We start from the raw sequence: 20,694 nt of genomic DNA on the forward strand, positions 1-20,694 counted from the left end.
CTGTATTTATTCGAGTTGCTGTTTATTTAAATGTTGTAGTGCGTTTTCTATATCTTGTATTAAATCTGCAGGATGTTCTAGTCCTATACAAAAGCGAACCAGTAAGCCAGCTTGAATATGTGAATGTTCGAGTACACGCATATCTTTTAAGTTATATAACATGACTAAACTGACTGGGCCACCCCAGCTAAAACCGAGCTTAAAGAGTTTTAGTGCATCGCAAAAGCGGCGTACATCTTGCAAGCTATATTTTTCATTAAATACCACGCTGACCAAGCCGGCACTGTGTTGTTCTGTACAAATTTCTTTCCAATACTGATGTCCTGCGGAAGCTTCATCGGCAGGATGTAAAACCTGTACAAAGGCTGGTTGCTGTTTTAGCCAATTTAATAAAGTTAAAGCACTTTGTGACTGGTGTTCATAGCGCAGTCGCATAGAAGCCAGACTGCGTTGTACTTGCGCGGCGTCATCACCAGAGATACTAATGCCTTGAATGGCGTGCGCACGAAACAGTTTGTGATGAAGCTTTTTATCTCGTGTAATTACCGAACCCATCAAAATATCCCCGCCGCCACTTGGGTATTTGGTCAAGGCATGCACACTGATATCGACACCCAGGTGCTCAGCACTAAAATCAAAAGCATTAAAGGCAAGTCCTGCGCCCCACGTATTGTCCAGTGCAGTGAGAATGTTCTGCGCTTGAGCTTTTTTGACCAAGCCGACTAAATCTGGAAACTCTAAAGTGACAGAACCCGCCGCTTCTAACCAGATAAGCTTGGCTTGCGCTGAAGGGCTAAATGAATCGACATCAATAGGGTTATAAACCTTGACCACGATGCCATAGCGGGTTTCTAAATTGCGTAAATGGTCCATATTGGGGCCATAGATATTATCTGCGACCCACACTTCATCCCCTTGACTTAAAAAACATGAATTGACCAAATTAATTGCAGATAAACCGCTTGGTGCGAGTAAGTGATACAAGCCACCTTCAATCTGAGCAATCTGATCGCCTAGGGTAAATGTAGTGGGTGTGCCATGTGTTCCATAGCTATAGTCATAATCATCAGTCCAATGGCGATTAAATAGCGCATCTGTATTTTCGAAAATTATAGTGGATGCACGAAACAGGGGAGGTTGAACACTATTGATGTATTGCGGTGCCTTTCTTGGTGCATGAATGAGTTCGGTTTGAGGATTCTTTTTCACGTGGCGCTCTGAAATGATCAAAATAATAATGAATGTTCAAAAGAATACGACTAAAACGCATGGATTTACGGTGCTTTGTATAGAAAATTAAGTGAAAAGCAAAGTTGGCTTCATTCTTGCAAAACCGATATCAGAGCAACAACAATAGGTTTAGCGCATGAAGTCGCATTTAAAAGTACATTATTTTCAGCATATTGCTGGCGAAGGGTTCGGCAGTTGTTATGAATTTTTAAAACAGCATCAGGCCAAAATTACGGCCACAGAATTCTTTGCATTACCTGTCGATCAAGCCTTAGATCTCGAGGCTTTGCCGCATGTTGAAGATGTCGATTTACTTATCATTATGGGTGGAACCATGAGCGTAAATGATGAGGCAAATTTCCCATGGTTAAAAATAGAAAAGCGTTGGCTGCGACGCTATTTAGCCCTCGGTAAACCCGCAATCGGCCTTTGTTTAGGTGGGCAATTGATTGCTAATGCTTTGGGTGGTGCGGTGAGTCGAAATGCACAACAAGAATTGGGTTGGACGACCATCCGTAAGGTCGCTAACGTACCGCATGGCTGTTTCAAACTACCGGAAGAGTTTAAAGTCATGCAGTGGCACAGTGAAACATTTGAAATTCCCAAAGGAGCGGTATTACTGGCGGAAAATGATGCATGTCGTAATCAAATGTATCAAATTGGACAAAATGTTTTGGGCTTTCAATTTCATCCTGAAATTACCCCTGAAGTACTCGATTTATTTTTGGAAAATGATGAAGAAGTGGCATATTTTTCAGGAACACATGTACAGCCAGTACATGATCTGCGGAAAAGCGAAAAAAACAAATTTATTGAGGGAAATCAAATACTAAACCAAGCAATAGAGTATGTATTAAGAAAAAATGCCTGTTGATTAAAAGTTAAGCAATTGATCTTGCATAAAAAATGAAAAATATAAGAAAAACAGCAAAAGGGATTTGCTTATGCATTAAACAATAGCTATAATGGGCGACCCTTTGATGAAGGGGGTTAGCTACGAATAAAGTAGTTAACATCGTGACAGTCACGGCATCGATCGTGACCTTAGTGATATTTCACTGCTCTTGACACTTGCCTCTTTTAAAGTGGGGTGAGATGCGTCAAGGGTGATTCTTTATATATTTGGCTTGGAGTTAACTGGTATGTCTAACCAGAGAATTCGTATCCGTCTTAAGTCTTTTGATCATCGTTTAATTGATCAATCAGCTCAAGAAATCGTAGAAACAGCAAAACGTACTGGTGCACAAGTTTGTGGTCCAATCCCGATGCCTACACGTATCGAACGTTTTAACGTTTTAACATCACCACACGTTAACAAAGATGCGCGTGATCAATACGAGATCCGCACTTACAAACGTTTGATCGACATCGTTCAACCTACAGATAAAACTGTTGATGCATTGATGAAGTTAGATCTTGCAGCTGGTGTTGATGTTCAGATCGCTTTGGGTTAAGGCTTTCGGTTAATTAACGCTCTAAGTTAATTAGGCCGCTTTTTTAGAGGTTTATGCACATGGCTATTGGTTTAGTCGGTCGCAAGTGCGGTATGACACGTATCTTTACAGATGCTGGTGTTTCTGTACCTGTAACAGTGATTGAGGTTGATCCTAACCGCATCACACAAATCAAAACGCTTGAAACTGATGGTTATCAAGCGATTCAAATCACTACTGGTGAACGTCGCGAATCTCGCGTAACTAATGCTCAGAAAGGTCACTTTGCGAAAGCTGGTGTTGCTGCTGGTCGTCTAGTTCAAGAATTTCGCGCTACAGAAGCTGATCTTGAAGGTCGTGAAGTTGGCGGAACTATCGGTGTAGATGTGTTTACAGTGGGTCAAATTGTTGACGTTACTGGTACATCTAAAGGTAAAGGTTTCCAAGGTGGTGTTAAGCGTTGGAACTTCCGTACTCAAGACGCTACACATGGTAACTCTGTATCTCACCGTGTTATCGGTTCTACAGGTCAAAACCAGACTCCTGGTCGCGTGTTCAAAGGCAAAAAAATGCCTGGTCACTTAGGTGCTGAACGTGTAACTACACAGGGTCTTGAAATCGTTGCTATCGACGCAGAACGTTCAGTTCTAGTTGTTAAAGGCGCGGTTCCTGGTGCTACTGGTGGCGACGTTACTGTTCGTCCTACTATCAAGGCCTGAGGGGAAATAACGTGAATTTAAATACTGTTTCCGGCTCTGCTGTTGAGTTATCTGAAGTTGCGTTTGGTCGTGATTTTAACGAAGCTCTTGTACACCAAGTTGTTACAGCTTACTTAGCTGGTGGTCGTCAAGGTTCTAAAGCGCAAAAATCACGTGCTGACGTTTCTGGCGGTGGTAAAAAACCTTTCCGTCAAAAAGGTACTGGCCGCGCTCGTGCTGGTTCTATTCGTAGCCCAATCTGGGTTGGCGGTGGTAAAACTTTTGCTGCTCGTCCACAAGACTGGTCTCAAAAAGTAAACCGTAAAATGTATCGCGGTGCTATGCAATGCATCCTGGCTGAGCTTGTTCGTCAAGATCGCCTTGTTTTAGTTGAAGAGATTGCTGTTGCAGCTCCAAAAACTAAAGAATTGCTTGCAAAACTTAACGACTTGAATGCACCTCGTGCATTAATCGTTACAGATGCTGTTGATGAGAACTTGTATCTTGCTGCTCGCAACATTCCACACGTTGATGTGGTTGATGCTGCTGCAATCGATCCTGTTAGCTTGATCGCGTTCGATAAAGTTGTTATGTCTGTTGCTGCTGCTAAGAAAATTGAGGTAGAACTCGGATGAACAACGAACGTATCTATCAAGTCCTACAAGGACCTGTATTCTCAGAAAAAGCACAAGTTTTAGGCGAAACTGCTGGTGTTCAAGTGTTCAAAGTTGCACTAGATGCAAACAAACTTGAAATCAAAAAAGCCGTTGAGCAACTATTTGGTGTTCAAGTTGTTAAAGTTAACACAACGATCACTAAAGGTAAGACTAAACGCTTTGGTAAAACATTAGGACGTCGTTCTGATGTTAAAAAAGCATACGTCACCCTGAAAGCTGGCCAAGATGTTGAAATGGCTGACTTGGGCGATACCGCTGAAAACGCAGCGGAATAAGGACGAAAATTATGCCGATTCAAAAATGTAAGCCAACGTCTCCAGGACGTCGCTTTGTAGAGAAAGTGGTTCATAACCACCTTCACAAAGGCGCGCCATATGCTCCGTTGGTTGAAGCTAAAAAACGTACTGGCGGTCGTAATAACAACGGTCACATTACAACTCGTCACGTTGGTGGTGGTCATAAACAGCACTACCGTATCGTAGACTTCAAACGTAACAAAGATAGCATCCCTGCTGTAGTTGAGCGTATTGAATACGATCCAAACCGTACAGCTCATATTGCTTTATTGAAATATGCTGACGGTGAACGTCGCTATATTATTGCACCTAAAGGCCTTCGCGCTGGTGATCAAGTTCAGTCTGGTAACGATGCTCCAATCCGTCCAGGTAACTGCTTGCCACTTCGCAACATGCCTATCGGTTCTACTCTTCACAACATCGAGCTTAAAATCGGTAAAGGCGCACAATTAGTACGTTCTGCTGGTACATCTGCTCAATTGTTGGGTCGTGACGGTTCTTACGCTATCATTCGTCTTCGTTCAGGCGAAATGCGTAAAGTACACGTTGAATGCCGTGCTGTGTTAGGTGAAGTTTCTAACTCAGAAAGCAACCTTCGTTCACTTGGTAAAGCAGGTGCATCACGCTGGCGTGGCGTTCGTCCTACCGTACGTGGTATGGCGATGAACCCAGTAGACCATCCACATGGTGGTGGTGAAGGACGTAACAAAGGTATTCAACCTGTAAGTCCATGGGGTCAAAAAGCTAAAGGGTACAAAACACGTACCAACAAGCGTACGACTAAGATGATCATTCGCGACCGTCGCGTTAAGTAACAAGTAAAGGAATCTGACAATGCCTCGTTCTCTGAAAAAAGGCCCATTCGTCGATGCGCACTTGTTCGCTAAGGTTGAAGCGGCTATCGCGGCTAATAACCGTAAGCCGATCAAAACTTGGTCGCGTCGTTCGATGATCTTACCGGATTTTGTTGGTCTAACAATTTCTGTACACAATGGCCGTAACCATGTTCCAGTGATCGTATCTGAGCATATGGTTGGTCATAAATTAGGTGAATTCGCGCCAACTCGTACCTATCGTGGTCACGGTGTTGACAAGAAGTCTAAACGTTAATAGGTGCTATGATGGAAGTAACTGCTAAATTACGCGGTGCCGCTATCTCGGCACAAAAAGCACGTTTGGTTGCAGACCTAATTCGCGGCAAATCTGTTGCGCATGCTTTAAATATCTTAAACTTCAGCAACAAAAAAGCTGCAGTTTTAGTTAAAAAAGCATTGGAATCTGCGATTGCAAACGCTGAACACAATAACAGTTTAGATGTAGACGACCTTAAAGTTTCTACGATCTACGTTGATGAAGGCATGAGCCTGAAACGTATTTTGCCACGTGCTAAAGGCCGTGCAGATCGTATTACTAAGCGTACTTGTCACATTACCGTTAAGGTAGGGGTTTGATATGGGTCAGAAGGTTCATCCAATCGGTATCCGCCTAGGTGTTGTGAAACGTCATAACGCTAACTGGTATGCGAATCCGAAACAATATGCTGAATATTTGCTAAAAGATCTTCAAGTTCGTGAGTTTTTAACTAAAAAACTTAAGAATGCGATGGTGAGCAATATTCTTATCGAACGCCCTACAGGCGCAGCTAAAGTAACTATTAGCACTGCACGTCCTGGTATCGTGATCGGTAAAAAAGGCGAAGACATTGAGAAATTACAACGCGAATTAACAGCCATTATGGGTGTTCCTGCGCAAGTAAGTATCAACGAAATCGATCGCCCAGATTTAGACGCTCGTTTAGTTGCTGAAGCAATCGCTTCTCAATTAGAAAAACGTGTAATGTTCCGTCGTGCTATGAAGCGTGCGGTTCAAAACTCTATGCGTGCTGGTGCTAAAGGTATCAAAGTAGAAGTTTCAGGCCGTCTAGGTGGTGCTGAGATTGCTCGTACTGAATGGTATCGTGAAGGTCGTGTACCTCTTCATACTCTTCGTGCTGACATCGACTATGCTACTATGCGTGCTGAGACTACTTACGGTACGATCGGCGTTAAAGTATGGATCTTCCGTGGTGAGATCTTGGGCGGCATGAAACAAGTCATGAACCCAGCTCCAGCTGAAGAACGTCCAGCTAAACGTGGTCGTGGTCGTGGTGAAGGTCAAGAGCGTCGTGGTCGTCGCAATGATCGTTCTGCTGAAAAAGGAGAATAATCCATGTTACAACCTAAACGTACTAAATTCCGTAAAGTGCAAAAAGGCCGTAACACTGGTCTAGCACATCGCGGTAGCTCAGTATCTTTTGGTACTATTGCACTTAAATCAGTTGAACGTGGTCAAATGACTGCACGTCAAATTGAAGCAGCGCGTCGTACAATCAGCCGTCGTATTAAACGTGGTGGTAAGATCTTTATCCGTGTTTTCCCAGACAAACCAATTACTGAAAAACCATTAGAAGTTCGTATGGGTAAAGGTAAAGGTTCTGTGGAATACTGGGTTTGCCAAATCAAACCAGGTAAAGTCTTGTACGAAATTGATGGTGTTAACGAAGAACTTGCTCGCGAAGCATTTACGCTTGCTGCTGCAAAACTTCCGTTTAAAACCACTATCGTGACTCGGACGGTAATGTAATGAAAACTAATGATCTACGTGAAAAGTCGGTAGAAGAGTTGACAGCTTTGCTTGATGAGCAACAGCTTAACCAATTCCGTCTTCGTATGGCGAAAGCAACTGGTCAATTGGGTAAATCGCACGAAGTTGCGCTTACTCGTAAAACTATTGCTCGTATTAAGACACTCCTAACCGAAAAACAGGGGAACGGACAATGAGTGAACAAACAGTTCGCACGTTAACCGGTAAAGTAGTTAGCGACAAGATGGACAAGTCTATCGTTGTTCTTATCGAACGCCGCGTTCAACACCCGTTGTATGGCAAATCAATCCGCCGTTCAACTAAATTACACGCTCATGATGAAAACAATGTTGCTAAAGTTGGTGACGTAGTAAGCATCAAAGAAAGCCGCCCAATTTCTAAAACTAAGTCTTGGACTTTAGTTGAAGTTGTTGAAGCTGCTGCTGAGTAATTAAACGTTCTTGCATCATCGGTCAATTTCGAGTACTCTTTGAGCCTTTCGAAATTGCGACCGGTGATGCTCGGTTTTGGAGTAGGGCAATGATTCAAACCGAAAGTATGCTCGACGTAGCAGACAACAGTGGTGCTCGCCGCGTACAATGTATTAAAGTACTTGGTGGTTCACATCGTCGTTATGCTTCTGTTGGCGACATTATTAAAGTTACTGTAAAAGAAGCTATTCCACGCGCACGTGTTAAAAAAGGTGACGTGATGAATGCTGTAGTTGTACGTACAAAATTCGGCATCCGTCGTGCAGATGGTTCAGTTATTCGTTTCGACGATAACGCAGCTGTTATTTTGAACAACAACAAAGCGCCGATTGCAACTCGTATTTTCGGACCAGTGACTCGTGAACTTCGTACTGAACAGTTCATGAAAATTATTTCATTGGCTCCTGAAGTTCTATAAGAGGCACTCATGGCTAAGATTAAAAAGGGCGATCAAGTAATTGTGATCGCAGGTAAAGAAAAAGGCAAACAAGGTACTGTTTTGTCTGTTTCAAATGACCGTGTTAAGGTTGAAGGCCTTAACTTGGTAACGAAGCATCAAAAGCCTAACCGAGCTACTGGCGCTGAAGGCGGCATCGTAACTCAAGAAGCTGAGCTTCATATCTCTAACGTGGCAATTTTTAATGCTACAACCCAAAAGGCTGACCGTGTTGGTTACCAAGTGATTGAAGGCGTGAAAACTCGCGTATTCAAATCTAATGGTGAATCAGTGGCGGTAGCGAAGTAATAGGTTGACTAGGCAATGGCCAGACTTAAAACGCGTTACAACGACGAACTTAAGGCTCAATTAAAAGAAACATTGGGCGTTAAGAATGTGATGGATATTCCTCGCATTACAAAAATCACCATCAACATGGGTGTTGGTGCTGCATCAGCTGACAAGAAATTGTTAGATGGCGCTCTTTCTGATATGCAAGCAATTGCTGGTCAAAAACCAGTACTTACTTTAGCTCGTAAATCTATCGCTGGTTTCAAAATCCGTGATGGTTGGCCGATCGGCTGTAAAGTTACTTTACGCGGCGAACGTATGTACGAATTCTTAGACCGTTTGATCTCTATCGCGATCCCTCGTATCCGTGACTTCCGTGGTTTCTCTGCGAAATCATTCGATGGTCGTGGTAACTACTCAATGGGTCTTAAGGAACAAATCATGTTCCCTGAAATCGATTTTGATAAGATTGATCGTATTCGTGGTATGGACATTACCATCACTACGACTGCTCGCACCGATGACGAAGGCCGTGCGCTTATGCGTGCATTCGGCTTCCCGTTCAAATAAGAGGTCGATATGGCTAAGAAAGGTATGATTAATCGCGAATTGAAACGCGAAGCTACTGTTGCTAAATACGCTGCGAAACGTGCTGAATTAAAAGCAATTATCGCAAACGTTAATGCATCAGACGAAGAACGTTTCGAAGCGATGATGAAATTTCAAGCATTACCACGTAATGCGTCTCCAGTACGTCTACGTAACCGTTGTGGTTTAACTGGTCGTCCTCATGGTTACTTCCGTAAGTTCGGCTTAAGCCGTAACAAATTACGTGAAACAGTAATGCAAGGTGATGTACCGGGCGTTGTTAAGGCAAGCTGGTAAGGAGCACTATAAATGAGTATGCAAGATACCGTTGCCGACATGCTAACACGTGTTCGTAACGCACAAATGGCAAAGAAACAAACTGTTTCTATGCCAAACTCAAAGTTGAAAGTTGCGATTGCTAACGTACTTCAACAAGAAGGTTATATCGCTGATGTAGCTGTTGCTGACAATGAAGGCAAAGCGACTTTAACGATTACTTTAAAATATTTCGAAGGCAAACCAGTTATCGATACTGTGAAACGCGTAAGCCGTCCTGGTCTACGTCAATATCGCGGTAAAGATGCACTTCCTAGCGTTAAGCAAGGTTTAGGTATTGCAATTGTTTCTACAAGCAAAGGCATCATGACTGATCGCGCTGCACGTGCTGCAGGTATCGGTGGTGAAGTTATTGCTTTTGTTTCTTAATAGGTGATTCCTCATGTCTCGTGTGGCTAAAGCCCCAGTAACTGTACCTAACGGTGTTACAGTTACTCAGAACGGCCGGCAGGTCGAAGTGAAAGGCAGCAAAGGTACATTGTCTTTCAACCTGCATGCGCTGGTCGAGCTAAAACAGGAAGACGGTACTCTAGTTATTGCTCCTAAAGCTGAATCTAAAGATGCTTGGATGCAAGCTGGTACTGCTCGCGCTGTGCTTAACAACCTTGTAAAAGGTGTTAACGAAGGTTTCGAACGTAAGTTACAGCTTATCGGTGTTGGTTATAAAGCTGCGGTTAAAGGTAACATTGTTAACCTTAACCTTGGTTTCTCTCACCCGATCGACTACAACCTTCCTGAAGGTGTAACTGCAGAAACTCCTACTGCAACTGAAATTGTACTTAAATCAGCTGATAAAGCTAAATTAGGTCAAGTTGCTGCAGAAATCCGTGGTTACCGTCCGCCAGAGCCTTATAAAGGTAAAGGTGTTCGTTATTCTGACGAAGTTGTACTTCGTAAAGAAGCTAAGAAGAAATAAGGCGCGAGGTTCTTATGAACGAAAAGAAACAATCCCGTTTGCGTCGTGCGAAAAGCACACGCTTGCACATCCGTGCATTGGGTGCGACTCGTTTGTGTGTAAACCGCACTCCGCGTCACATCTATGCTCAAGTTATCTCTGCAGATGGTGGCAAAGTATTAGCGCAAGCTTCTACTTTAGACGCTACTCTACGTGCTGGTACTACTGGTAACGTTGAATCGGCTCAGAAAGTTGGTGCTTTAATTGCAGAACGTGCTAAAGCGGCTGGTGTAACTAAAGTTGCATTTGACCGTTCTGGTTTCAAATATCATGGTCGTATCAAAGCCTTGGCTGATGCTGCTCGTGAAAACGGCTTGGAGTTCTAATCATGGCTAAAGTTGAACAAAACGAAGGTCTTGTTGAAAAGCTGGTTGCCGTTGATCGTGTAGCCAAAGTTGTTAAGGGTGGTCGTATCTTCTCTTTCACAGCATTAACTGTTGTGGGTGATGGTAATGGTCGCGTAGGTTTTGGTCGTGGTAAAGCACGTGAAGTTCCAGCTGCTATTTCTAAAGCACTTGAAGCTGCTCGTCGCAACATGATTACTGTTGACCTTGTTGACGGTACTGTTCAGCACCCTATCAATGCTCGTCACGGTGCAAGCCGCGTTTACATGCAACCTGCTTCTGAAGGTACTGGTGTAATTGCTGGTGGCGCTATGCGTGCAGTTTTAGAAGCTGTAGGTGTACGTAACGTATTAACTAAGTGTTATGGTTCTACTAACGCTGCTAACGTAGTAAACGCAACTTTTAACGGTTTGCGTGATATGACTTCTCCTGAGAAAGTTGCTGCGAAACGTGGTTTATCAGTAGCACAAATTCAAGGGTAATCAATCATGAAAACGATTAAAGTTACCCAGACTAAATCTTCATCGCATCGCTTGAAAAATCACAAGCTTAGCCTTAAAGGTTTAGGTCTGCGTCGTATTGGTCATACAGTTGAAGTGCAAGATACGCCTTCTAACCGTGGTATGATCAACCAAGTTTACTATATGGTTAGTGTAGAGGAATAAGCCATGACTCTGCGTTTAAATACAATTGCACCTGCAGAAGGTGCTAAGCGTGACAACCTTCGTTTAGGCCGTGGTATCGGTTCTGGCGTTGGTAAGACTGGTGGCCGTGGTGTCAAAGGTCAAAACTCACGTAAGAGCGGTGGTACACGTCCTGGTTTCGAAGGTGGTCAAACTGCGTTATACCGTCGTTTACCTAAATTCGGTTTCACTAGCCAAATGGCTTTGAAAACTGCTGAAGTACGTTTATCAGAACTTGCTAAAGTTGAAGGCGACATCGTGTCTCTTGAAACTTTAAAAGCTGCTAACGTTGTACGTAAAGATATGTTGCGTGCACGCATCGTACTTTCTGGTGAAATTACTCGTGCGTTCACTGTTCAAGGTGTTGCATTGACTAAAGGCGCTAAAGCTGCTGTTGAAGCTGCTGGCGGTAAAGTCGAGGAGTAATCCCCAGTGTCTATGACTCCTAGTTCGACAGGTCATGTTAACATGATGAAAGGCCAACCTTTTCATGTGAAATATCGTGAAATTATTCGCCGTATGATGTTCCTCATCGGGGCGTTGTTGGTTTTTCGACTGGGAGCACATATTCCAGTACCGGGCATTAACAATGCCGCACTAGAGAATCTGTTTAATGCAAACCAAGGTACGATCCTTGGTTTGTTTAACATGTTCTCAGGTGGTGCATTAGAGCGTATGTCAATTCTTGCTCTTGGGATTATGCCGTATATCTCTGCATCGATTATCGTGCAGTTAATGTCTACGGTTGTTCCTTCGCTGGAAGCTTTAAAGAAAGAAGGCGAACAAGGTAAGCGTAAGATCAATCAATATACGCGACAAGGCACATTGTTTCTTGCACTTGTGCAAGCCGTTGGGATGTGTGCAGGTCTGATTAGTCAAAATATTACTTTGACTAGTGGACTTGCTTTTTACGTTCCTGCTGTAACTTCTTTGGTTGCAGGTACAATGTTCCTGATGTGGTTAGGTGAGCAAATTACTGAGCGTGGAGTAGGGAATGGTATTTCCATGATCATCTTCGCTGGTATCGTTGCTGGTTTGCCGAACTTGGTTCTGCAATCTTTAACCTCAGTAGATAATGGCCAATCAAGTTTAATTGGTCTTGCAATCTTTGCATTGCTATCTGTTGCAGTGTTAGCAGCAATTGTGTTTATTGAGAAGGCGCAGCGTCGCATTCCAGTAAACTATGCTCAAAAACAGCAAGGTCGTCGTGTATTTACTGCTCAGCAAACACATTTGCCATTAAAAATTAATATGGCGGGTGTGATTCCTGCAATTTTTGCGAGTTCATTGCTATTGTTCCCAGCGAGCTTAGGGCAATGGGTTGGCAGTGCAGACCCAAATGCTGGCGTGATTAAACGTGGCCTACAAGATTTGGCACTCGTATTGTCGCCGGGTCAACCGATGTATTTGGTGCTATTTGGTGCATTAATTATCTTCTTCTGTTACTTCTATACTGCGCTAGTATTTAGTCCGAAAGAAGTGTCAGAGAATTTAAAACGTAGTGGTGCTTATGTACCGGGTATTCGTCCTGGTGAGCAAACTGCACGCTATTTAGATCATATTTTGAATCGTTTGACTTTTATTGGCGCGGTTTATATCACAATCATCTGTTTAATGCCGATGATTCTACAAAGCTCATTTGGTATTCCATTTAGCTTAGGTGGTACGTCTTTACTGATCGTAGTGGTGGTGGTGATGGACTTTATGGCTCAGCTCCAAGCTCATCTCACATCGCATCAATATGACAATCAATCGTTAATGCGTAAAACGACTGCTCATCCGAAAGGATAAGCGCACTTAGAGGTTTCATTATGAAAGTTCAAGCTTCTGTAAAGAAAATTTGTGGTAGCTGTAAAGTTATCCGTCGTAATGGGGTTATTCGCGTAATTTGCAGCGCAGAACCTCGTCATAAGCAGCGTCAAGGTTAATCTGATCAAGACCTGTTGATTTCAGTAGGCTAATTAGGTTATTATCCGCCCCTCAAAGATTTTGTCGGGCGGTTGATTATCTTAACTGCCTTTTTGGAGAAAATTGAATGGCTCGTATTGCCGGTGTAAACATTCCGGATAACAAGCATGCTGTTATCTCTCTAACGTACATTTTTGGTATTGGTCGCCACACTGCAAAAGCTATCTTAGCTGCTGCTGGTATTGCACCAACAACTAAAATTCGTGAATTAGATGACGCTCAGCTTGATGCGATTCGTGCAGAAGTTACTAAGGTTCCTACCGAAGGTGATTTACGTCGCGAAATTTCCATGAACATTAAACGTTTAATGGATTTAGGCTGCTACCGCGGTCTTCGTCATCGTCGCAGCTTGCCTGTCCGTGGTCAACGCACCAAAACTAACGCACGTACCCGTAAAGGTCCGCGCAAACCTATTAAGAAATAAGATTTCTGGAAGCTAAAAGATGGCTAAAGATACTCGCACACGCAAGAAGGTCACTCGTACCGTCTCTGAAGGTGTTGCACACATTCACGCTTCTTTTAATAACACCATTGTGACTATTACCGATCGTCAAGGTAATGCACTGGCTTGGGCTACCTCTGGTGGACAAGGCTTCCGTGGATCACGTAAATCAACTCCGTTTGCTGCTCAGGTAGCTGCTGAAGTTGCTGGTAAAGCTGCTTTAGATTACGGTTTGAAAAACTTGGACGTCCTTGTAAAAGGTCCTGGTCCAGGTCGTGAATCTGCGGTTCGTGCTTTAGGTGCAGTGGGTTATAAAATTAACAGCATTACCGATGTGACGCCAATCCCGCACAACGGTTGCCGTCCACCTAAAAAACGTCGCGTGTAAGGAGAAACATTCATGGCTCGTTATATTGGTCCAAAATGCAAACTCTCTCGCCGCGAAGGGACAGACCTGCAATTAAAATCTGGCGTTAAACCATTGACGTCAAAACAAAAAAAGCTGCTAAAGCACCTGGCCAACATGGTGGCGCTCGTGGCGGCAAACAATCTGAGTACTCACTACAATTACGTGAAAAACAAAAAGTACGTCGTATGTACGGTGTTTTAGAGCGTCAATTTAGTAACTACTACAAAGAAGCTGCTCGTGTTAAAGGCGCAACAGGTGAAAACTTGTTGAAACTTCTTGAAAGCCGTCTAGATAACGTTGTTTATCGCATGGGTTTTGGTTCTACACGTGCAGAAGCTCGTCAGCTTGTATCTCACCGTTCAATCACTTTAAATGGTCGTCGTGTTAACATCGCGTCTATCCAAGTTAAAGCTGGTGACGTTGTTGCAGTTCACGAAGGTGCTAAACAACAATTGCGTATCAAAAACGCAGTTGAGTTAGCGACTCAACGTGGCATTCCAGCTTGGATTGAAATTGATCATTCTAAATTGGAAGGTACGTTCAAAGCTGCACCAGATCGTTCTGATTTACCTGCTGAAATCAACGAAAGCTTGATTGTAGAATTGTATTCTAAATAATCCTTGAGGTAGCAATAATGACGCGTACTGCAAATGAGTTTCTAACTCCGCAAGCGATCAAGGTCGAAGCGGCAAGCGGGACCTCGGCAAAAGTTATTCTAGAACCATTAGAGCGTGGCTTTGGTCATACTCTTGGTAATGCTTTACGTCGTATCCTTTTGTCTTCTTTACCTGGCGCAGCCGTGGTTGAAGTAGAGATTGAAGGTGTCGAGCACGAGTACAGTACTTTGGAAGGCTTGCAGCAGGACATCGTCGAGCTCTTGCTGAACCTAAAAGGATTGTCTATTAAGCTGTTCGATCAAAATGAAGCTTATCTGACATTGGAAAAACAAGGTCCTGGCGACGTTACAGCCGCTGACCTTCGTTTACCACACAATGTTGAAGTGGTTAACCCTGAACACTTGATCGGTACTTTAAGTGCTTCTGGCTCATTAAAAATGCGCCTGAAAGTTTCTCAAGGTCGTGGTTATGAGACTTCTGATTCACGCTTCCCTGAAGGCGAAACTCGCCCAGTGGGTCGTTTACAATTAGATGCTTCTTACAGCCCAATCAAACGTGTGTCTTACACAGTGGAAAACGCTCGTGTAGAACAACGTACTGACCTTGATAAATTGATCATTGATCTTGAAACCAACGGTACTGTTGATCCTGAAGAAGCAATCCGCAAAGCGGCAACAATCTTGCAACAACAAATTGCAATTTTTGTTGATCTTCAGAAAGATCAAGCACCAGTTGCTCAAGAACCTCGTGAAGAAGTTGATCCGATTTTGCTTCGTCCAGTAGATGATCTAGAGCTTACTGTTCGTTCTGCTAACTGTTTGAAAGCAGAAAATATTTACTACATTGGCGATCTTGTTCAACGTACTGAAGTTGAGTTGCTTAAAACTCCTAACTTAGGTAAAAAATCGTTGACTGAGATTAAAGATGTTCTGGCATCGAAAGGCTTGCAATTGGGCATGCGTTTAGAGAACTGGCCACCGGCTAGCCTCCGCATGGACGATCGCTTTGCTTATCGTAGCCGTTAATTAAGTAGGACTATCACCATGCGTCATCGTAATAGTGGTGTGAAATTAGGCCGTACAAGCAGTCATCGTAAAGCGATGTTCCAAAACATGGCTAATTCTTTGTTCGAACACGAGTTAATTAAAACTACTGTTCCTAAAGCAAAAGAATTACGTCGTGTTGCTGAGCCTTTAATCACTTTAGCTAAAGTCGATTCTGTAGCAAACCGTCGTTTAGCGTTTGCTCGTACTCGTTCAGCTGCAACTGTTGGTAAATTATTTACCGTTCTTGGCCCTCGTTACAAAGAACGTAACGGCGGTTATCTACGTGTTCTTAAAGCGGGCTTCCGTGCAGGTGATGCTGCACCGATGGCTTACGTTGAGCTAGTAGATCGCGAAGTTAACTAATTTCGTGAAGAGCAGCGTACGTTGTTCTAAAAAAGTCGGTTTTTAACCGACCTTTTTTAATGCCTGCAGTTTTGTATTGGCTGTATATTGTTAGACAATAATTCAATTTGTCCTTAAAAGATAAAAATAAATCGCCTTTTGCTTAAACTTGACATTGTGCATTGTCAAAAATGTGATTTAATAAATATAAATCTAAGATAGGTTAAAAGAACAACATGGAAAAACAAGTTGATATTCTCATTGTAGGTGCAGGGATCTCTGGTGTAGGTTTGGCTGCTCATCTTTCAAAAAATTGTCCAAATCGTTCATTTGAAATTATTGAACGACGTGAAAGTTTCGGTGGTACATGGGATCTTTTTAAATATCCGGGTATTCGTTCTGATTCGGATATGTCAACTTTTGGCTTCAATTTTAAGCCGTGGAAAAAATCTAGTGTGCTTGCTGATGGGTCTTCGATTAAAGGCTATCTTTCTGAAGTGATTGATGAATATAAGATTAAAGAAAAAATTCATTTTCAGCACCGTGTTGTGAGTGCGAACTACGATTCACAAACTCGTAAATGGTCTGTTGTTATTGAAGATGCGAAGAAGAAACAACAAACCTGGGTTGCAAATTTCGTCTTTGGCTGTACGGGTTATTATAATTATGACCAAGGTTTCCAACCTGAGTTTAAAGGGCAGGAAAACTTTAAAGGTACCTTCATTCATCCACAACATTGGCCTGAAAATTTTAATTATGCAGGCAAAAAAGTTGTGATTATTGGTAGTGGCGCAACAGCAATTACCCTTGTGCCAGCAATGGCAAAAGGCGGTGCAGGGCATGTAACTATGCTACAGCGCTCTCCGACCTATATTGCCTCAGTACCTTCTATTGACATCATTTACGACAAAATGCGTAAAGTATTACCTGAAGATGTTGCTTATAAACTTACCCGTGCACGAAATATCGGTGTCCAACGGGCTGTTTATGCTATTGCACAAAAGCAACCTAAATTACTCCGTAAATTTTTATTAAAATCAATTGAGTTGCAGTTGAAAGGTAAAGTGGATATGAAGCACTTTACCCCAGATTACAATCCTTGGGATCAGCGCCTTTGTGTGGTGCCAGATGGTGATTTGTTTAAAATTTTACGCGAAGGCCGTGCATCTGTTGAAACCGATCAAATTGAAAGTTTTACTGAAAATGGCATTCAATTAAAATCAGGTAAACATTTAGAAGCGGACGTGGTGATTTCAGCTACAGGACTCAACATTCAAATTCTAGGCGGGATCAGTGCCACAATCGATGGACAGCCATTAAATACCTCTAAGCATATGTTGTACCGTGGCGTGATGGTCAGTGATGTACCAAATATGGCGATGATTATTGGCTATATTAATGCTTCATGGACATTAAAAGTTGATATTGCTTCTGAATACATCTGTAAATTGATTAACTATATGGATCAAAATGGTTATAACCAAGTGATTCCACAAGGCGATGCGACCGAGTTGTTAGAAGACACAGTAATGGGAAGCTTGACTTCAGGTTATATTGCACGTGCGGCAGATGTGATGCCAAAACAGGGTAAACATGCACCGTGGAAAGTCAGCAATAACTATTTGGCAGATCGTAAAGAATTAAAGCATGCTTCATTTGAAGATGGAGTGCTGAAATTTGAAAAAAAGTCTGATCAAGTGGCGGCTAAACCCAGATTAGTTTCTTAAGTCAGTTACATAAAAAAGGAGCATCATGCTCCTTTTTTTGCTTTAGATATGTGACTTTAGGGTTTTATTTGATGCGCTTTATTTGTTGAAAAATATATGATGTTGAAAACAAGGAAAAACACACAGGGTTAATGTGAAGAATCAAGAACATTCAGAATTTATAAAATTAAATGATTATGAGCTATATACCAAAGCTTGGCAGCCTGAAACAGCAGATAAAGATGCAACTTTGGCCCCGATTATATTGATGCATGATTCACTGGGGAGTGTGGATTTATGGCGTGATTTTCCTGCGCAATTGGCTGCTGAGTCTGGCAGAACGGTGATTGCCTATGATCGATTGGGTTTTGGCCGATCGTCAGCGAATCCTCATCTATTAAGTACAGATTTTGTCTATGCTGAAGCGCGGCAGGGCTTTAAGGCACTTCTTCAACATTATTCCATTCAACAGTTTATCGTGATGGGGCATAGTGTTGGCGGGGGAATGTCAGTCGTGATTGTCAGTGAATATACTGAACAATGTTATGGTCTGATTACCATAGCTGCGCAGTATGAAGTGGAAGAACTGACATTATCGGGTATACGTGAAGCCAAAACAGGTTTTGCGCAGCCGGGACAGCTTGAACGCTTGGCTAAATACCATGGGGATAAAGCCCAGTGGGTTTTGGATGCTTGGACGGAAACTTGGCTTTCACCAAGTTTGTCAATGGAACCTCGAAGATTATGTTGGAAAAGTACAGTGTCCAAGCTTGATCATCCATGGAGAACTGGATGAATACGGGACGACAGCACAAGCTCAGAAACTTTTTTCGGGTATAAAAGCTGATGCAGTGCTAGAGATTTTGGAAGGGCTTCATCACATGCCGCACAAAGAGCAACCCGCATTGGTCGCTGCATTAATCTGTGATTTTGTGAATGATTTAAGTTGATATCGAAAGAATGAAAAAAGCCCATCATCTGATGGGCTTATTTGTTATAAAGAGCGGGAAATCAGCTCTTTCATAATTTCATTGGTACCGGCATAAATACGATTGGCTCGATTGTCAATATAAGCCCGTGCAATTGGATATTCAAGCATATAGCCATAGCCACCATGCAACTGCAGACATTCATCCACGACTTTGGAGAACATCTCTGAAATTTTGTATTTAGCAGCTGCGGCTGCGTCAATACCGAGCTGTTCCACAAGTTGCAGCTCCATACAACGGTCTAGATAAGTTCGACAAAAATCGATTTCAGTGCGTAGCTCTGCCAATTTAAAACGGGTGTTTTGGAAACTAGATACGGTCTTGCCAAATGCCTTACGCTCTTTGGTGTATTGAACAGTGTGCGCAAAGGCTGCTTCTGCACCGGCTTGGCAAATAATCGCGACCAACATACGTTCCCAAGCCAATTCCTTCATCAGCATCATAAAGCCCATACCTTGCATGCCAAGTAAGTTGCTTTTAGGGACGCGGACATTGTCAAAGAACAGTTCACAGGTATCCTGACCTTTCATGCCAATTTTGTTTAAAGGTTTGCCTTTACTAAAACCGACGCGATCTGCCTCGACGATAATTAGCGATAAATTGGCTGAACCTTTTTCACTATTGCCTGTCTTGCAGACCACAATTGCCATGTCACATAAATAGCCATTGGTGATAAAGATTTTTGACCCATTAATAATATAGTCATCACCATCTTCTGTAGCGGTTGTGCGTACGGCTTGTAGGTCTGAACCTGTGCCCGGTTCGGTCATTGCAATGGCAGTCACGGTTTCGCCAGATGCCATTTTCGGCAGCCAATGCAACTTTTGTTCTTCATTGCCAAAGTTATGAATATAATTGGCCACGATGTCGGAGTGCAGTGAAAAGCCGGTAGAGGAGTCCATAGCATAGGCCTGCTCTTCAATCAGAATCATGCTATAGAGTCGGTCTACACCATAGCCGCCATAAGCTTCGGGCATGGTCGGGCAAAGCAAGCCCATGGCACCGGCTTTATTCCATAAGTCACGGTCTACATGTTGTTGTTTTTCATACTTTTCGATATTGGGCACAACTTCTTTTTCATAAAATTTTCGTACTGTTTCACGAAATGCATCATGTTCTGCATTAAATAATTGACGTGGCAGCATGTTGTTGAGTGGGCGAATCGCTCCAGATTGCATTTTGAATATCCTATTCATTTTTATGGCTTTGTCTCAACTTATAAGATGCAGCGAGTGACTGCAATGTGCAGAACATTCAAAAGCAGGAAATGCGATGAAGTATTCGGTCAATCTGTGAAAACACTCCACTTCAATGGGGTGGATGAGTTACACTAGACCGGTTCAACGATTGGGGAAGACAATGACTGATGAAATCAGCTTAGAAGAGCGTAAAGTGATCTACCGTGCACGTCGTGGTTTAAAAGAGATTGATGTTTATTTTGATCCCTACGTCAAAAATTACTATTTACAAGCCGATGCAGCTGAAAAAGACATGTTTGCAGAACTCGTTGCTGCAGAAGATCCAGATTTGTTGGATTGGTTTATGGAAGTTAGTGAACCGCCACGTCCTGAATTAAAAACGTTTATTCAAAAATTAAAACATTACGTTCATGGATAATCGGCAATTCAAACTGAAACGCAGTTTTTTATCGCATGCGTTTCAGTTTTTTATTTTTGCGGTATTGATGACGCTGCTTTATCAGTTACTAACACCCATGCTTTGGGGGATATTTTTTCTCATCGGGCTAGTGGTTTATGTTCTGTTTTTCCGTAAGCATTTACACGTCACCAGTCTAGAATATTTGGATGGAACTGATTGGTCTTTGCAACGACTGAACCGCCCAGTACAACGTGTTCAAATTAGCCATATTTTGGATCATCAAATGTATATTGTGGTGTACTTTATGCATGCACGTGCAAAACCGGTGATTATTTGGCGCGATCAATTGTCATTGAAACAGTGGAAATCACTCAAAGTATTGGCCAAAATGATCTAATTGTTAGACAACCTTATTTTTTAAAATTCAATAAAATACAAATATTTCATTATCTTATCTTGTAGGTAAAATAATCTTGTCTGACTGGATTGGATTTTA

At 42.6% G+C, this 20,694-nt stretch carries 34 protein-coding genes and 2 pseudogenes; 34 read left to right on the forward strand and 2 right to left on the reverse strand.

Going from position 1 to position 20,694, the window contains the following annotated elements; genetic code table 11:
* Positions 1 to 6 precede the first annotated feature (6 nt).
* Positions 7 to 1,209, reverse strand: coding sequence for a PLP-dependent transferase (locus tag AVJ20_RS12210; RefSeq protein WP_111885415.1), 1,203 nt, complete (start codon positions 1,207 to 1,209; stop codon positions 7 to 9).
* A 157-nt stretch (positions 1,210 to 1,366) separates the two neighbouring features.
* Between AVJ20_RS12210 and AVJ20_RS12215 the strand changes: the two genes are divergently transcribed.
* From AVJ20_RS12215 to AVJ20_RS18735, 32 genes and pseudogenes are all read left to right on the forward strand, one after another.
* Positions 1,367 to 2,104, forward strand: coding sequence for a type 1 glutamine amidotransferase (locus AVJ20_RS12215; RefSeq protein ID WP_111885416.1), 738 nt, complete (start codon positions 1,367 to 1,369; stop codon positions 2,102 to 2,104).
* A gap of 268 nt (positions 2,105 to 2,372) precedes the next feature.
* Complete coding sequence (rpsJ, locus tag AVJ20_RS12220; protein ID WP_000070912.1) at positions 2,373 to 2,684, forward strand: 30S ribosomal protein S10; 312 nt, start codon at positions 2,373 to 2,375, stop codon at positions 2,682 to 2,684.
* Positions 2,685 to 2,743: 59 nt separating this feature from the next.
* Positions 2,744 to 3,382: a 50S ribosomal protein L3 gene (gene rplC, locus AVJ20_RS12225; RefSeq protein ID WP_078189280.1), complete on the forward strand. Its 639-nt coding sequence runs from the start codon at positions 2,744 to 2,746 to the stop codon at positions 3,380 to 3,382.
* A gap of 11 nt (positions 3,383 to 3,393) precedes the next feature.
* Entirely contained in the window at positions 3,394 to 3,996 is a 603-nt protein-coding gene (rplD, locus tag AVJ20_RS12230) for a 50S ribosomal protein L4 (RefSeq protein WP_078189279.1), read from the forward strand.
* Positions 3,993 to 4,313 carry a 50S ribosomal protein L23 gene (gene rplW, locus AVJ20_RS12235; RefSeq protein WP_005012992.1) on the forward strand — a complete coding sequence of 107 codons (321 nt, stop codon included), beginning with the start codon at positions 3,993 to 3,995 and terminating at the stop codon, positions 4,311 to 4,313. Before rplD ends, rplW begins: the two co-directional genes overlap by 4 nt.
* A gap of 11 nt (positions 4,314 to 4,324) precedes the next feature.
* Entirely contained in the window at positions 4,325 to 5,149 is an 825-nt protein-coding gene (rplB, locus tag AVJ20_RS12240; RefSeq protein WP_078189278.1) for a 50S ribosomal protein L2, read from the forward strand.
* Between the two features lie 19 nt (positions 5,150 to 5,168).
* On the forward strand, positions 5,169 to 5,444 hold the full coding sequence (gene rpsS, locus AVJ20_RS12245) for a 30S ribosomal protein S19 (protein ID WP_004281508.1): 276 nt from the start codon (positions 5,169 to 5,171) through the stop codon (positions 5,442 to 5,444).
* Positions 5,445 to 5,455: 11 nt separating this feature from the next.
* On the forward strand, positions 5,456 to 5,785 hold the full coding sequence (gene rplV, locus AVJ20_RS12250; RefSeq protein WP_035265103.1) for a 50S ribosomal protein L22: 330 nt from the start codon (positions 5,456 to 5,458) through the stop codon (positions 5,783 to 5,785).
* 1 nt (position 5,786) lies between these two features.
* A pseudogene (gene rpsC, locus AVJ20_RS12255) lies at positions 5,787 to 6,603 on the forward strand (30S ribosomal protein S3).
* Entirely contained in the window at positions 6,543 to 6,956 is a 414-nt protein-coding gene (rplP, locus tag AVJ20_RS12260) for a 50S ribosomal protein L16 (RefSeq protein WP_068909575.1), read from the forward strand. Before rpsC ends, rplP begins: the two are co-directional and overlap by 61 nt.
* Positions 6,956 to 7,153 (forward strand): 50S ribosomal protein L29, encoded by a 198-nt coding sequence (rpmC, locus tag AVJ20_RS12265; RefSeq protein ID WP_005012982.1) that lies wholly within the window; start codon positions 6,956 to 6,958, stop codon positions 7,151 to 7,153. Before rplP ends, rpmC begins: the two co-directional genes overlap by 1 nt.
* On the forward strand, positions 7,150 to 7,407 hold the full coding sequence (rpsQ, locus tag AVJ20_RS12270) for a 30S ribosomal protein S17 (RefSeq protein ID WP_078189275.1): 258 nt from the start codon (positions 7,150 to 7,152) through the stop codon (positions 7,405 to 7,407). Before rpmC ends, rpsQ begins: the two co-directional genes overlap by 4 nt.
* Positions 7,408 to 7,496: 89 nt before the next feature.
* A complete protein-coding gene (gene rplN / locus AVJ20_RS12275) occupies positions 7,497 to 7,865 on the forward strand; it encodes a 50S ribosomal protein L14 (RefSeq protein WP_005012978.1) in 369 nt (122 codons plus the stop codon).
* A gap of 9 nt (positions 7,866 to 7,874) precedes the next feature.
* On the forward strand, positions 7,875 to 8,192 hold the full coding sequence (rplX, locus tag AVJ20_RS12280; RefSeq protein ID WP_078189274.1) for a 50S ribosomal protein L24: 318 nt from the start codon (positions 7,875 to 7,877) through the stop codon (positions 8,190 to 8,192).
* Positions 8,193 to 8,207: 15 nt separating this feature from the next.
* Positions 8,208 to 8,744 (forward strand): 50S ribosomal protein L5, encoded by a 537-nt coding sequence (gene rplE / locus AVJ20_RS12285; protein ID WP_067762907.1) that lies wholly within the window; start codon positions 8,208 to 8,210, stop codon positions 8,742 to 8,744.
* Positions 8,745 to 8,753: 9 nt separating this feature from the next.
* Complete coding sequence (gene rpsN, locus AVJ20_RS12290; protein ID WP_067762906.1) at positions 8,754 to 9,059, forward strand: 30S ribosomal protein S14; 306 nt, start codon at positions 8,754 to 8,756, stop codon at positions 9,057 to 9,059.
* Positions 9,060 to 9,071: 12 nt separating this feature from the next.
* On the forward strand, positions 9,072 to 9,467 hold the full coding sequence (gene rpsH / locus AVJ20_RS12295) for a 30S ribosomal protein S8 (RefSeq protein WP_078189273.1): 396 nt from the start codon (positions 9,072 to 9,074) through the stop codon (positions 9,465 to 9,467).
* A gap of 13 nt (positions 9,468 to 9,480) precedes the next feature.
* Complete coding sequence (gene rplF / locus AVJ20_RS12300; RefSeq protein WP_078189272.1) at positions 9,481 to 10,014, forward strand: 50S ribosomal protein L6; 534 nt, start codon at positions 9,481 to 9,483, stop codon at positions 10,012 to 10,014.
* 14 nt (positions 10,015 to 10,028) lie between these two features.
* On the forward strand, positions 10,029 to 10,379 hold the full coding sequence (gene rplR / locus AVJ20_RS12305; protein ID WP_067762903.1) for a 50S ribosomal protein L18: 351 nt from the start codon (positions 10,029 to 10,031) through the stop codon (positions 10,377 to 10,379).
* A 2-nt stretch (positions 10,380 to 10,381) separates the two neighbouring features.
* A complete protein-coding gene (gene rpsE / locus AVJ20_RS12310) occupies positions 10,382 to 10,879 on the forward strand; it encodes a 30S ribosomal protein S5 (RefSeq protein WP_067762902.1) in 498 nt (165 codons plus the stop codon).
* 6 nt (positions 10,880 to 10,885) lie between these two features.
* Complete coding sequence (gene rpmD, locus AVJ20_RS12315) at positions 10,886 to 11,062, forward strand: 50S ribosomal protein L30 (RefSeq protein WP_005012961.1); 177 nt, start codon at positions 10,886 to 10,888, stop codon at positions 11,060 to 11,062.
* A gap of 3 nt (positions 11,063 to 11,065) precedes the next feature.
* Positions 11,066 to 11,506 (forward strand): 50S ribosomal protein L15, encoded by a 441-nt coding sequence (gene rplO, locus AVJ20_RS12320; protein WP_078189271.1) that lies wholly within the window; start codon positions 11,066 to 11,068, stop codon positions 11,504 to 11,506.
* 45 nt (positions 11,507 to 11,551) lie between these two features.
* On the forward strand, positions 11,552 to 12,871 hold the full coding sequence (gene secY / locus AVJ20_RS12325; protein ID WP_171263746.1) for a preprotein translocase subunit SecY: 1,320 nt from the start codon (positions 11,552 to 11,554) through the stop codon (positions 12,869 to 12,871).
* A gap of 20 nt (positions 12,872 to 12,891) precedes the next feature.
* Positions 12,892 to 13,008 (forward strand): 50S ribosomal protein L36, encoded by a 117-nt coding sequence (rpmJ, locus tag AVJ20_RS12330; protein WP_000867907.1) that lies wholly within the window; start codon positions 12,892 to 12,894, stop codon positions 13,006 to 13,008.
* 107 nt (positions 13,009 to 13,115) lie between these two features.
* Entirely contained in the window at positions 13,116 to 13,472 is a 357-nt protein-coding gene (rpsM, locus tag AVJ20_RS12335) for a 30S ribosomal protein S13 (RefSeq protein ID WP_078189269.1), read from the forward strand.
* Between the two features lie 19 nt (positions 13,473 to 13,491).
* Positions 13,492 to 13,878: a 30S ribosomal protein S11 gene (rpsK, locus tag AVJ20_RS12340; RefSeq protein WP_001040166.1), complete on the forward strand. Its 387-nt coding sequence runs from the start codon at positions 13,492 to 13,494 to the stop codon at positions 13,876 to 13,878.
* A 12-nt stretch (positions 13,879 to 13,890) separates the two neighbouring features.
* Positions 13,891 to 14,516: pseudogene (rpsD, locus tag AVJ20_RS12345) on the forward strand (30S ribosomal protein S4).
* Positions 14,517 to 14,533: 17 nt separating this feature from the next.
* Entirely contained in the window at positions 14,534 to 15,541 is a 1,008-nt protein-coding gene (locus AVJ20_RS12350) for a DNA-directed RNA polymerase subunit alpha (protein WP_004650465.1), read from the forward strand.
* An 18-nt stretch (positions 15,542 to 15,559) separates the two neighbouring features.
* The gene (gene rplQ, locus AVJ20_RS12355; protein ID WP_005012953.1) at positions 15,560 to 15,925 is read left to right on the forward strand and encodes a 50S ribosomal protein L17; all 366 of its coding nucleotides are present in this window, start codon (positions 15,560 to 15,562) and stop codon (positions 15,923 to 15,925) included.
* Between the two features lie 215 nt (positions 15,926 to 16,140).
* Positions 16,141 to 17,631, forward strand: a complete 1,491-nt coding sequence (locus AVJ20_RS12360) for a flavin-containing monooxygenase (RefSeq protein ID WP_111885417.1) — start codon at positions 16,141 to 16,143, stop codon at positions 17,629 to 17,631.
* Positions 17,632 to 17,764: 133 nt separating this feature from the next.
* Positions 17,765 to 18,406 carry an alpha/beta fold hydrolase gene (locus tag AVJ20_RS18730; RefSeq protein WP_228157207.1) on the forward strand — a complete coding sequence of 214 codons (642 nt, stop codon included), beginning with the start codon at positions 17,765 to 17,767 and terminating at the stop codon, positions 18,404 to 18,406.
* Positions 18,300 to 18,560, forward strand: coding sequence for an alpha/beta fold hydrolase (locus AVJ20_RS18735; RefSeq protein ID WP_228157208.1), 261 nt, complete (start codon positions 18,300 to 18,302; stop codon positions 18,558 to 18,560). The genes AVJ20_RS18730 and AVJ20_RS18735 overlap by 107 nt, the downstream gene beginning before the upstream one ends.
* Positions 18,561 to 18,604: 44 nt before the next feature.
* Here the strand turns inward: AVJ20_RS18735 and AVJ20_RS12370 are convergent, their stop codons facing one another.
* Positions 18,605 to 19,777 (reverse strand): acyl-CoA dehydrogenase family protein, encoded by a 1,173-nt coding sequence (locus tag AVJ20_RS12370; RefSeq protein WP_111885418.1) that lies wholly within the window; start codon positions 19,775 to 19,777, stop codon positions 18,605 to 18,607.
* A gap of 181 nt (positions 19,778 to 19,958) precedes the next feature.
* Between AVJ20_RS12370 and AVJ20_RS12375 the strand changes: the two genes are divergently transcribed.
* Positions 19,959 to 20,216 carry a succinate dehydrogenase assembly factor 2 gene (locus AVJ20_RS12375; RefSeq protein ID WP_078189264.1) on the forward strand — a complete coding sequence of 86 codons (258 nt, stop codon included), beginning with the start codon at positions 19,959 to 19,961 and terminating at the stop codon, positions 20,214 to 20,216.
* Positions 20,209 to 20,595: a hypothetical protein gene (locus tag AVJ20_RS12380; protein ID WP_111885419.1), complete on the forward strand. Its 387-nt coding sequence runs from the start codon at positions 20,209 to 20,211 to the stop codon at positions 20,593 to 20,595. Before AVJ20_RS12375 ends, AVJ20_RS12380 begins: the two co-directional genes overlap by 8 nt.
* The last annotated feature ends 99 nt before the right edge of the window (positions 20,596 to 20,694 follow it).

It is taken from the genome of Acinetobacter sp. CFCC 11171 (assembly GCF_003268405.1).
Lineage (GTDB): Bacteria > Pseudomonadota > Gammaproteobacteria > Pseudomonadales > Moraxellaceae > Acinetobacter > Acinetobacter amyesii.

Coding starts and splice junctions, on each gene's coding strand:
- rplQ (WP_005012953.1), top strand. CDS start 15,560: ATGCGTCATCGTAATAGTGGTGTGAAATTAGGCCGTACAAGCAGTCAT.
- rpmD (WP_005012961.1), top strand. CDS start 10,886: ATGAAAACGATTAAAGTTACCCAGACTAAATCTTCATCGCATCGCTTG.
- rplP (WP_068909575.1), top strand. CDS start 6,543: ATGTTACAACCTAAACGTACTAAATTCCGTAAAGTGCAAAAAGGCCGT.
- AVJ20_RS12350 (WP_004650465.1), top strand. CDS start 14,534: ATGACGCGTACTGCAAATGAGTTTCTAACTCCGCAAGCGATCAAGGTC.
- rpsJ (WP_000070912.1), top strand. CDS start 2,373: ATGTCTAACCAGAGAATTCGTATCCGTCTTAAGTCTTTTGATCATCGT.
- rpsM (WP_078189269.1), top strand. CDS start 13,116: ATGGCTCGTATTGCCGGTGTAAACATTCCGGATAACAAGCATGCTGTT.
- rplW (WP_005012992.1), top strand. CDS start 3,993: ATGAACAACGAACGTATCTATCAAGTCCTACAAGGACCTGTATTCTCA.
- rpmJ (WP_000867907.1), top strand. CDS start 12,892: ATGAAAGTTCAAGCTTCTGTAAAGAAAATTTGTGGTAGCTGTAAAGTT.
- rpsK (WP_001040166.1), top strand. CDS start 13,492: ATGGCTAAAGATACTCGCACACGCAAGAAGGTCACTCGTACCGTCTCT.
- AVJ20_RS18735 (WP_228157208.1), top strand. CDS start 18,300: ATGCTTGGACGGAAACTTGGCTTTCACCAAGTTTGTCAATGGAACCTC.
- rplX (WP_078189274.1), top strand. CDS start 7,875: ATGGCTAAGATTAAAAAGGGCGATCAAGTAATTGTGATCGCAGGTAAA.
- rpsS (WP_004281508.1), top strand. CDS start 5,169: ATGCCTCGTTCTCTGAAAAAAGGCCCATTCGTCGATGCGCACTTGTTC.
- AVJ20_RS12375 (WP_078189264.1), top strand. CDS start 19,959: ATGACTGATGAAATCAGCTTAGAAGAGCGTAAAGTGATCTACCGTGCA.
- rpsE (WP_067762902.1), top strand. CDS start 10,382: ATGGCTAAAGTTGAACAAAACGAAGGTCTTGTTGAAAAGCTGGTTGCC.
- rpsQ (WP_078189275.1), top strand. CDS start 7,150: ATGAGTGAACAAACAGTTCGCACGTTAACCGGTAAAGTAGTTAGCGAC.
- AVJ20_RS12360 (WP_111885417.1), top strand. CDS start 16,141: ATGGAAAAACAAGTTGATATTCTCATTGTAGGTGCAGGGATCTCTGGT.
- AVJ20_RS12380 (WP_111885419.1), top strand. CDS start 20,209: ATGGATAATCGGCAATTCAAACTGAAACGCAGTTTTTTATCGCATGCG.
- secY (WP_171263746.1), top strand. CDS start 11,552: ATGAAAGGCCAACCTTTTCATGTGAAATATCGTGAAATTATTCGCCGT.
- rplF (WP_078189272.1), top strand. CDS start 9,481: ATGTCTCGTGTGGCTAAAGCCCCAGTAACTGTACCTAACGGTGTTACA.
- rplV (WP_035265103.1), top strand. CDS start 5,456: ATGGAAGTAACTGCTAAATTACGCGGTGCCGCTATCTCGGCACAAAAA.
- rplC (WP_078189280.1), top strand. CDS start 2,744: ATGGCTATTGGTTTAGTCGGTCGCAAGTGCGGTATGACACGTATCTTT.
- rplE (WP_067762907.1), top strand. CDS start 8,208: ATGGCCAGACTTAAAACGCGTTACAACGACGAACTTAAGGCTCAATTA.
- rpsH (WP_078189273.1), top strand. CDS start 9,072: ATGAGTATGCAAGATACCGTTGCCGACATGCTAACACGTGTTCGTAAC.
- rpsN (WP_067762906.1), top strand. CDS start 8,754: ATGGCTAAGAAAGGTATGATTAATCGCGAATTGAAACGCGAAGCTACT.
- rplB (WP_078189278.1), top strand. CDS start 4,325: ATGCCGATTCAAAAATGTAAGCCAACGTCTCCAGGACGTCGCTTTGTA.
- rplN (WP_005012978.1), top strand. CDS start 7,497: ATGATTCAAACCGAAAGTATGCTCGACGTAGCAGACAACAGTGGTGCT.
- AVJ20_RS12370 (WP_111885418.1), bottom strand. CDS start 19,777: ATGCAATCTGGAGCGATTCGCCCACTCAACAACATGCTGCCACGTCAA.
- rplR (WP_067762903.1), top strand. CDS start 10,029: ATGAACGAAAAGAAACAATCCCGTTTGCGTCGTGCGAAAAGCACACGC.
- AVJ20_RS12215 (WP_111885416.1), top strand. CDS start 1,367: ATGAAGTCGCATTTAAAAGTACATTATTTTCAGCATATTGCTGGCGAA.
- rpmC (WP_005012982.1), top strand. CDS start 6,956: ATGAAAACTAATGATCTACGTGAAAAGTCGGTAGAAGAGTTGACAGCT.
- rplO (WP_078189271.1), top strand. CDS start 11,066: ATGACTCTGCGTTTAAATACAATTGCACCTGCAGAAGGTGCTAAGCGT.